This window comes from Micromonospora sp. NPDC050784 (assembly GCF_044456765.1).
GTDB classification, from domain to species: Bacteria; Actinomycetota; Actinomycetes; order Mycobacteriales; family Micromonosporaceae; genus Micromonospora; species Micromonospora foliorum.
The window spans coordinates 40,726-49,846 of record NZ_JBITGG010000034.1 but is presented as its reverse complement, the minus strand read 5'-3'; the positions used below and the strand labels follow the sequence as shown (position 1 = coordinate 49,846).

Sequence of the window (9,121 nt, the reverse complement as noted above, 5' to 3'; positions counted from 1 at the left end):
ATGCCAGGCACCATCTACCAGCACACCCAAGATCCCAACCAACTGACACATGTATCGGGACTTCAACACTGACAGATGTCATGGGACTCAATAGTCAGCACGGAACGGAAACTGTCCAAGATCTGCGCGGCCCGTCCTGCCACCAGCGAGTCTGATGGTCCGCCGCGGGACGGTAACGTCGGGCTCGTGTCTGAGACCTTGCCGCTCCGCCTCGTGCTCGCTTCGGCGAGCCCTGCCCGTCGTAAGTTGCTCCAGGCTGCCGGCGTCGAGCCGGAAGTGCTGGTCAGCGGGGTGGACGAGTCCCTGGTGGTGACCGAGCGGGCCGAGGAGTTGTGTCTGGAGCTGGCTCGTCTGAAGGCGCAGGCGGTGTTGACCCGGCTGAACCCGGCCGCCGAGCAGCGGACGTTGGTGATCGGCTGCGACTCGGTGCTCGCCTTCGACGGGGAGATCCTCGGCAAGCCGACGGATGCGGCCGACGCGACCCGGCGGTGGCTGCGGATGCGGGGGCGCAGCGGCGTTCTGCACAGCGGGCACTGCCTCGTCGATCTTGCCGCGGGGCGGCGTGCGGAGGCGGTCGCGTCGACCACGGTCCACTTCGCTGACATCAGTGACGACGAGATCGCCGCGTACGTGGCCACGGGCGAGCCGCTGGCGGTGGCGGGCGCGTTCACGATCGACGGGCTGGGTGGGCCGTTCGTGGAGCGGATCGAGGGTGACCCGGGGACGGTGGTCGGGCTGTCGATGCCGCTGCTGCGTCGGCTGCTCGCCGAACTGGATCTGCGGATCACCGACCTGTGGACGACTGTCGCGCCGGGCGGCCAAACGGTCGAGTCGCTCGGTAACGTCCGTTCATGACCACCAAGTCGATCCCGCTCACCAACGAGCTGCACGCCTATCTGATCGCACACGGCTCCCCGCCGGACGAGATCATTCGTGACCTGGCCGAGGAGACCCGGTCGGCGCTGCCGGAGCACGCCACCATGCAGGTGGCTCCGGAGCAGGCCGCGTTCCTGACGTTCCTCACCCGGCTGCTCGACGTACGGCAGGCCGTCGAAGTCGGCACGTTCACCGGGCTCTCGTCGCTGGCGATCGCCCGCGGGTTGCCCGAGGGTGGGCGACTGACCTGCTTCGACATCTCGGAGGAGTTCACCGGCATCGCCCGGCGCTACTGGGCGCGGGCCGGCGTGCAGGATCTGATCGACCTGCGCATCGGCCCGGCCGCGGACGGGCTGCGGGAGTTGCCGCACGAGCGGCACCTGGACTTCGCGTTCATCGACGCGGACAAGACCGGCTACCCGATCTACTGGGCGGAGTTGGTGCCCCGGATGCGTCCGGGTGGGGTGATCGCCGTCGACAACGTGTTGCGGGGCGGGCGGATCATCGCCCCGCAGGACGCTGGTGACCGGGCCATCGCCGCGTTCAACGACGAGGTCCTCGCCGACGTACGGGTGGACCCGGTGATGCTGCCGATCGCGGACGGCCTGACCCTCGCCCGGGTCCGCTGACCGCCGACAACCCCTGAGCGCCAACAAACGAGCGCCGAACGCGGATATCGGGGTGTCCCCACCAGGGGACACCCCGATATCCCACCAAGAGCGAAAGCCAGCGTCAGCGGACGCTGCGGGCGAACTGACGGGCCGCCCAGTAGACGCCCAGCGCCGCGAGGACCGCGGTGATGCTGAGGCCCTGCCAGACCTTGTCGCTGCCCAGGTCACCGGCGAACAGCGCCCGGGTGCCGTCGACCGCCCAGGAGAACGGGTTCCAGTTGGCGATGCCCTGCAACCAGCCGGGTGCGAAGGTCAGCGGCAGCAGGATGCCGGAGAGCAGCAGCACCGGCTGCGCCACGGTGTTCATCAGCGGGGCCAGCGCGTCCTCGCTCTTGACCTTGAGCGCGACGCCGTAGGAGACGGCCGAGGTCATGAGGGCGATCAGGGCGAGCATCAGGTACGCCAGCAGCAGGTCGCCGATGAACACCCGCAGGTCGAACAGGAGCGCCAGCAGCGTGATGATGACCGCCTGTGCCATGAGCGAGACCACGTCGCGCAGCGAGCGGCCGAGCAGCAGGGCGAGCCGGCTGATCGGGGTGACCCGGGAGCGTTCGATGACGCCGGCTCGCAGCTCGGCGATCAGGCCGAAGCCCTGGAACAGGCCACCGAAGATGGCCAACAGCACCAGCAGACCCGGTACGAAGATCTTGTAGGCGGCGGCCTGGGTGGGCGCGTTCAGCGCGGGCTTGAGCAGCGGGGCGAAGAGCAGCAGGTACATGACCGGCTGGAACACGCCGACGAAGACCCAGACCGGGTTGCGCAGCAGGAGTTGGGTCTGGCGCTGGAAGATCAGCCACGTGTCACGGGCGAATTTCATGAGAGTCGTCTCCGGTGGTCAGGACTCGCGCAGCGAGCGGCCGGTCTTGGTGAGGAAGACGTCGTCCAGGCTGGGACGGTGCAGCTCGATCGAGCGCAGCTCCAGCCCGGCGTGGTCGAGTCGGCGCAGCACCTGCGGAATGGCGGTGGCGCCCTCGTCGACGTAGAGGCGCAGGCCGCCCTCGTCGGCCGTCTCCAGCTTGTTGACGTACGGCTCGCCGTCGAGCGTCTGGGCGGCCTGCGGGGTGGCGGCCAGGTCGAGACCGACCAGCACCACGTCACCGGAGATCTCCCGCTTGAGCGCGGTTGGCGTGCCCTCGGCCACCACCTCGCCGTTGTCCATGATCGCGATCCGGTCGCAGAGCGCGTCGGCCTCGTCCAGGTAGTGCGTGGTGATGAAGACGGTCATCCCGTCGCCGCGTAGCCGCCGGATCTCGTCCCACATGTGGGCCCGACTCTGCGGGTCGAGGCCGGTGGTCGGCTCGTCCAGGAAGACGATCTTCGGCTCGTGGATGATGCCGAGGGCGATCTCCACCCGGCGGCGCTGGCCGCCCGAGTAGGTCTTGCACTTGCGGTCGGCGTACTCGGTGAGCTGGAAGGCATCCAGGGCGCTGGCGGCGCGCCGCTGCGCGTCGGCCTTGCTGATGCCGTACATCCGGGCGTGCAGCACCAGTTCCTCGCGGGCGGTGGACTCGTCCCAGGTGCTGCCGCCCTGCGGGACGTACCCGATGCGGCGGCGCACCTCGGCCGGGTCCTTGCGCAGGTCGGCGCCCGCGATGGTGGCCTCGCCGCCGTCCGGCTCGATCAGCGTGGCGAGCATCCGCAGCGTGGTGGTCTTGCCGGCGCCGTTCGGGCCGAGGAAGCCGAAGATCTCGCCCTTGGCAACGTCAAGGTCGACGCCGCGCACGGCGTCCACCGTCTTCGTCTCTCGACCCGCGCGGGAGCGGAACGACTTCCGCAGCCCCCTGGTCTCGATCATTTCTGCTCCTGGTCGTTCGGGCCGGTCGGGGCCGGCCGTCGAGTGGGACGACGCCGGACGGCGCACTCCCCCGCTGTGCCGCCAGCAGGCTAACGCGATATAGCTTTTTTAGTCAACGTTGATTATTCTGCGTCGGTGTCGGACGGCTCCACGCCGTCCCTCCACCCCGACCAACCCTGCGCTTCGTCCAGCTCAGCAGGCAGGTACGACACTCCGGAATCGATCCGCTCCGCGATCCGCTCGCACCAGCTCATCTCCGCCTCCGCCCGCGCGGACCACAGCTCGAACATCCAGCCCACGTGCGTCGGCTTGCGGTTGCGCACCCAGTCCGACTCCAGCGAGGCGCGCATCGACTCGACACCGGCGCGCAGCAGGTTGGCCCGGTTGCGCAGGGCCGCGGACGCCTCGGCCCGCGGCATGGCCGGCAGGAAGGAGAAGGCCGCCACGAACGGGTCGGCGGGCTCGCTGATGTTCCACCACAGGTTGCGCAGCAGCGTCTCGAACTCGTCCTCCCCCTTGACGGTCACCTCGTACGTGGTGCGCGCCGGACGGGCGCCGACCTGCTCGGTCGCGACGGCGCGGAGCAGCCCTTCCTCGGTGAGCTTGCGCAGGGCGTGATAGATCGATCCGGGCTGCACGTTCGCCCACTTGTCGGCGCTCCAGCTCAGCAGCTCGCGGCGCACGTCGTAGCCGTGCACGGGCTGCATCCACCGCACCAGACCGAGAATCATCATCCGAGTCGAAGACACCCGACAAGCGTAATAGCCAAGTTTGACTAAACCGTGGTGGGTGCAGTGCGGCATCCCACACTGAGCGATCGTTAGGGCCACCGTGGGCGGCCGATACACTCCCCGTCAGTAACCTGCCCGGGAGGAGCCACGAAGGTGCGCAAGGTACTCATCGCCAACCGCGGCGAGATCGCCGTCCGGGTGATCCGCGCGTGCCGCGACGCCGGCCTGGGCAGCGTCGCCGTGTACGCGGACTCCGACCGCGACGCCCTGCACGCCACCCTCGCGGACGAGGCGTACGCCCTCGGCGGGGACAGCGCGACCGAGACCTACCTGCGCATCGACAAGCTGCTCGACGTCGCCGCTCGGGCCGGCGCCGACGCCGTACACCCGGGTTATGGCTTCCTCAGTGAGAACGCCGACTTCGCCCAGGCCGTTATCGACGCCGGGCTGACCTGGATCGGCCCCACCCCGCAGGCGATCCGCGACCTGGGCGACAAGGTCACCGCCCGGCACATCGCCCAGCGGGCCGGCGCGCCGCTGGTCCCCGGCACCCCGGACCCGGTGGCCAGCCCGGACGAGGTGATGGCGTTCGCCGTCGACCACGGCCTGCCGGTCGCCATCAAGGCCGCCTTCGGTGGCGGTGGGCGCGGCCTCAAGGTCGCCCGCACGATGGAGGAGATCCCCCAACTGTTCGAGTCGGCCACCCGGGAGGCGGTCGCGGCGTTCGGTCGGGGCGAGTGCTTCGTCGAGCGGTACCTCGACCAGCCCCGGCACGTCGAGGCGCAGGTCCTCGCCGACCAGCACGGCAACGTGATCGTGGTGGGCACCCGGGACTGCTCGTTGCAGCGACGCCACCAGAAGCTCGTCGAGGAGGCGCCCGCGCCGTTCCTCACCGACGCCCAGCGCGCCCAGATCCACGAGAGCGCCAAGGCGATCTGCCGCGAGGCCGGCTACCACGGTGCCGGCACGGTGGAGTACCTGGTCGGCAAGGACGGCACGATCTCCTTCCTGGAGGTCAACACCCGGCTCCAGGTCGAGCACCCGGTCACCGAGGAGACCGCCGGCATCGACCTGGTCCGCGAGCAGTTCCGCATCGCCGACGGCGAGAAGCTGCGGATCACCGAGGACCCGACGCCGCGCGGGCACGCGATCGAGTTCCGGATCAACGGCGAGGACCCGGGCCGCAACTTCCTGCCCGCCCCGGGCACGGTCAGCGCGCTGCGCCTGCCCAGCGGGCCGGGTGTGCGGGTCGACACCGGCATCTCGGCCGGCGACGTGATCGGCGGCAACTTCGACTCACTGCTCGCCAAGGTGATCATCACGGGTGAGACGCGGACCGAGGCGCTGGAGCGCGCCCGCCGCGCGCTGGACGAGATGGTCCTCGACGGGATGGCCACCGCGCTGCCGTTCCACCGGCTCGTGGTGCGGGACGAGGCGTTCACCGCCGAGCCGTTCACCGTGCACACGCGGTGGATCGAGACCGAGTTCCACAACACCGTGCCGCCGTTCACCGCCGCCGCCGGCGCCGCCGGGGCGCCGGCCGAACGCGACACCGTCGTGGTCGAGGTGGGTGGCAAGCGCCTCGAGGTCAGCCTCCCCGCCGGCTTCGGCGGGAGTACGACCACCGCGGCACCCGCCTCCCGCAAGCCGACCCGGCGCGGCGGCGGCGCCAAGGCCGGCGCTCCGGTCGGCGGCGACGCGCTCACCTCGCCAATGCAGGGCACCATCGTCAAGATCGCGGTGGCGGACGGCGACACCGTGGCCGAGGGTGATCTGGTCGTGGTGTTGGAGGCGATGAAGATGGAGCAGCCGCTGCACGCTCACAAGGCGGGCACGGTCAGCGGTCTCAGCGCCGAGGTCGGTGCCGTGCTCACCGCTGGCGCCCCCATCTGCACCATCGCCTGAGCCGCCCGGCGGGCGGTCAGCGCAGGGTCTCGGCGGCGACCGCGCGGACGGCGGCGGTCAGGGCGTTCAGCACGTCCGACTCCAGCCGCCAGTGCTGCCAGTAGAGCGGGACGTCGAGGTGTCGGCCCGGCGCGAGGTCGACACAGCGACCGGCGGCCAGGTCGGCCTCGGCGATCTGTTCCGGCACCAGACTCCAGCCCAACCCGAGCCGGATCGCCTCGCTGAACGCCGGCACCGACGGCACGTAGTGCACCGGCGGGTCGAGCGGCCGACCGGCCACCACCCGGATGAAGCGGTGTTGGACCCGGTCCTTCCGGTCGAAGACCACCAGCGGGGTGCTCGCCAGCGCGGCCGCGGTGAATCCGCCGGCGAAGTGGTACGCCGCGAATTCCGGCGTGGCCAGCGGGCGGTAGCGCATGGCCCCGAGCCGCAGCACGCGACAGCCCTGCACGGCCTCCCGCTGGGCGGTGACCGCCGCCGTCACCGAACCGTCGCGGAGCAGCTCGGCGGTGTGGTCCTGGTCGTCCTGGCGCAGGTCGAACGAGAGCCCGGCCCGCTGCGGTAACCGGGCCAGCGCGGCGGGAAACCAGGTGGCCAGCGAGTCGGCGTTGACCACCACGGCGACCCGGATCCGGCCACCGCCGGCCAGCGGGCCGCGGGCGTCGGCCAGCGCCTCCCGTTCGAGCAGCGCGAGCTGGCCGGCCAGGCGCAGCAGCGGACGGCCGGCGTCGGTTGCCACGCACGGTCGGGCGCGGCGGACCAACACCTGGCCGACGGTCTCCTCCAGCGCCTTGATCCGTTGGCTCACCGCCGACGGGGTGACGTGCAACAGTCGGGCCGCAGCGTCGAAGCTGCCCTCCGCCACCACCGCCGCGAGCGTCCGTAGCTGCGCCGAGTCGAGACCATCCATTAGCTGAGCTTAAGTTGCGTGAGAATCTTTAGTTGGACTGGTGACGGTCGACGGCCCTAGCGTCGAGCCCGTGTTCACCTCCGCCGTCGCCGGCTTCTCGATCTCCATCGCGCTCATCGTCGCCATCGGCGCCCAGAACGCCTTCGTCCTGCGCCAGGGCCTACGACGTGAGCACGTCGTACCCGTGGTGCTGACCTGCGCCGCGTCGGACGCGCTGCTGATCATCGCGGGGGTGGCCGGGGTCGGGTCGCTGGTTACCGGCCGACCGGGCCTCCTGACGGCGATCCGCTGGGGCGGTGCGGCCTTCCTGCTCTGCTACGCGGTGCTCGCCGGCCGCCGCGCCCTGCGTCCCGGTGCCCTGCTGCCCACCGATCGACCGCCGGCCACGTTGGGGGCCACCCTGCTCGCCTGCGCCGCCTTCACCTACCTGAACCCCCACGTCTACCTGGACACCGTGCTGCTCCTCGGCGGCGTGGCCCAACAACACCCACACCGGTGGGTCTTCGGCGCCGGCGCCGCCCTGGCCAGTGTGGTCTGGTTCACCGCGCTCGGCGTCGGCGCCCAACGCCTCGCGCCGCTGCTCGCCCGCGCCGTCGCCTGGCGGGTGCTGGACGCGGTCATCGCCGTCGTGATGGCCGGGCTCGCCGTGGCGCTCCTGCTGGGCTGACCGGTTGGGACGGCGCGCGCCGACGACGCCACCGGGGTCGGGGCAACCGCGGTGCGAGTGTTTTCCGCGACCACCGGCGGTGGAACCGACCGCGAGCGGGAATGATTGCCGGGTGCGGTTCCTTCACGGCGCGGCTCCCGCGCACGACCTGACCTATACCGACGTCTTCATGGCGCCGGCCCGCTCCGACCTGGGTTCCCGGCTCGACGTCGACCTGTCCACCGGCGACGGCACCGGCACCACCATCCCGTTGGTGGTGTCGAACATGACCGCGGTCGCCGGACGGCGGATGGCGGAGACGGTCGCCCGCCGGGGTGCCATCGCGGTGATCCCGCAGGACATTCCGATCGAGGTGGTGGCGAATGTCGTCGCCTGGGTCAAGCAGCGCCACCTGGTCTACGACACGCCCATCACGCTGGGCCCGACCGAGACCGTGGGCGACGCCATCCACCTGCTGCCCAAGCGCTCGCACGGTGCGGTGATCGTGGTCGACGACGCCGGCCGGCCGATGGGTGTGGTCACCGAGGCGGACACCACGGGCGTGGACCGGTTCGCCCAGCTGCGGCACGTGATGTCCACCGAGTTGCACACCGTCCCGGCGGACGCAGACCCGCGTACCGGGTTCGACCTGCTCTCGGCGGGCCGCCGCCGACTCGCCCCGGTGGTGGACGCCGAGGGCCGGCTGGTCGGGGTGCTGACCCGACAGGGCGCGTTGCGCGCCACGCTCTACACCCCGGCCGTGGACGACCGGGGCCGGCTTCGGATCGCGGCGGCCGTCGGGATCAACGGTGACGTGACCGGCAAGGCGGCGGCGCTGCTGGAGGCGGGGGTGGACACGTTGGTCGTGGACACCGCGCACGGCCACCAGGCACGGATGATCTCCGCACTTCAGGCGGTCCGCAAGCTGGACCCGGGGGTGCCGGTGGCGGCCGGCAACGTGGTCACCGCCGAGGGCGTACGCGACCTGGTGGAGGCGGGGGCGGACATCATCAAGGTCGGCGTCGGCCCCGGCGCGATGTGCACCACCCGGATGATGACCGGCGTGGGTCGACCGCAGTTCTCCGCCGTGCTCGACTGCGCGGACGCCGCCCGCCAACTGGGCAGGCACGTGTGGGCCGACGGCGGGGTACGGCACCCCCGGGACGTGGCGCTCGCGCTCGCCGCCGGCGCGTCGAACGTGATGATCGGCTCCTGGTTCGCCGGCACCTACGAGTCCCCCGGTGACCTGTACACCGACGCGGACGGCCGGCGGTACAAGGAGAGCTTCGGGATGGCCTCGGCTCGGGCGGTCAGCGCCCGAACCGCCGACGACAGCCCGTACGACCGGGCCCGCAAGGCGGTGTTCGAGGAGGGAATCTCCTCGGCCCGGATGCACCTGGACCCGGCCCGCCCCGGCGTCGAGGACCTGATCGACGAGATCATCGCGGGGGTCCGCAGCGCCTTCACCTACGCCGGAGCACGGAACCTGAGCCAGTTCCACGAGCGTGCCATCGTCGGCGTGCAGAGCGCCGCCGGCTTCACCGAAGGAATGCCCCTCCCGACCAGCTGGTGATCCCAGCCCCCACC

General features: G+C 71.1%; 9 protein-coding genes. 5 read left to right on the top strand and 4 right to left on the bottom strand.

Going from position 1 to position 9,121, the window contains the following annotated elements:
* Window positions 1–186: 186 nt before the first annotated feature.
* Both ACIBD9_RS31245 and ACIBD9_RS31240 read left to right on the top strand, forming a co-directional pair.
* The gene (locus ACIBD9_RS31245) at window positions 187–855 is read left to right on the top strand and encodes a Maf family protein (RefSeq protein WP_396723036.1); all 669 of its coding nucleotides are present in this window, start codon (window positions 187–189) and stop codon (window positions 853–855) included.
* Window positions 852–1,505: an O-methyltransferase gene (locus ACIBD9_RS31240; RefSeq protein ID WP_396723034.1), complete on the top strand. Its 654-nt coding sequence runs from the start codon at window positions 852–854 to the stop codon at window positions 1,503–1,505. The genes ACIBD9_RS31245 and ACIBD9_RS31240 overlap by 4 nt, the downstream gene beginning before the upstream one ends.
* A 103-nt stretch (window positions 1,506–1,608) precedes the next feature.
* On the opposite strand, the gene ACIBD9_RS31235 is transcribed toward ACIBD9_RS31240, so the two are convergent.
* From ACIBD9_RS31235 to ACIBD9_RS31225, 3 genes are all read right to left on the bottom strand, one after another.
* Window positions 1,609–2,364, bottom strand: a complete 756-nt coding sequence (locus tag ACIBD9_RS31235) for an ABC transporter permease (RefSeq protein ID WP_030486684.1) — start codon at window positions 2,362–2,364, stop codon at window positions 1,609–1,611.
* A gap of 18 nt (window positions 2,365–2,382) precedes the next feature.
* The gene (locus ACIBD9_RS31230; protein WP_396723032.1) at window positions 2,383–3,342 is read right to left on the bottom strand and encodes an ATP-binding cassette domain-containing protein; all 960 of its coding nucleotides are present in this window, start codon (window positions 3,340–3,342) and stop codon (window positions 2,383–2,385) included.
* Between the two features lie 122 nt (window positions 3,343–3,464).
* Window positions 3,465–4,076: a PadR family transcriptional regulator gene (locus ACIBD9_RS31225; RefSeq protein ID WP_396723040.1), complete on the bottom strand. Its 612-nt coding sequence runs from the start codon at window positions 4,074–4,076 to the stop codon at window positions 3,465–3,467.
* A 150-nt stretch (window positions 4,077–4,226) separates the two neighbouring features.
* Between ACIBD9_RS31225 and ACIBD9_RS31220 the strand changes: the two genes are divergently transcribed.
* On the top strand, window positions 4,227–5,978 hold the full coding sequence (locus tag ACIBD9_RS31220) for an acetyl/propionyl/methylcrotonyl-CoA carboxylase subunit alpha (protein ID WP_396723030.1): 1,752 nt from the start codon (window positions 4,227–4,229) through the stop codon (window positions 5,976–5,978).
* A gap of 16 nt (window positions 5,979–5,994) precedes the next feature.
* On the opposite strand, the gene ACIBD9_RS31215 is transcribed toward ACIBD9_RS31220, so the two are convergent.
* On the bottom strand, window positions 5,995–6,888 hold the full coding sequence (locus ACIBD9_RS31215; RefSeq protein ID WP_396723028.1) for a LysR family transcriptional regulator ArgP: 894 nt from the start codon (window positions 6,886–6,888) through the stop codon (window positions 5,995–5,997).
* Window positions 6,889–6,958: 70 nt separating this feature from the next.
* On the opposite strand from ACIBD9_RS31215, the gene ACIBD9_RS31210 reads away from it, so the two are divergent.
* Window positions 6,959–7,555: a LysE/ArgO family amino acid transporter gene (locus ACIBD9_RS31210; protein WP_396723026.1), complete on the top strand. Its 597-nt coding sequence runs from the start codon at window positions 6,959–6,961 to the stop codon at window positions 7,553–7,555.
* 112 nt (window positions 7,556–7,667) lie between these two features.
* Complete coding sequence (locus tag ACIBD9_RS31205; RefSeq protein WP_396723024.1) at window positions 7,668–9,107, top strand: GuaB1 family IMP dehydrogenase-related protein; 1,440 nt, start codon at window positions 7,668–7,670, stop codon at window positions 9,105–9,107.
* The last annotated feature ends 14 nt before the right edge of the window (window positions 9,108–9,121 follow it).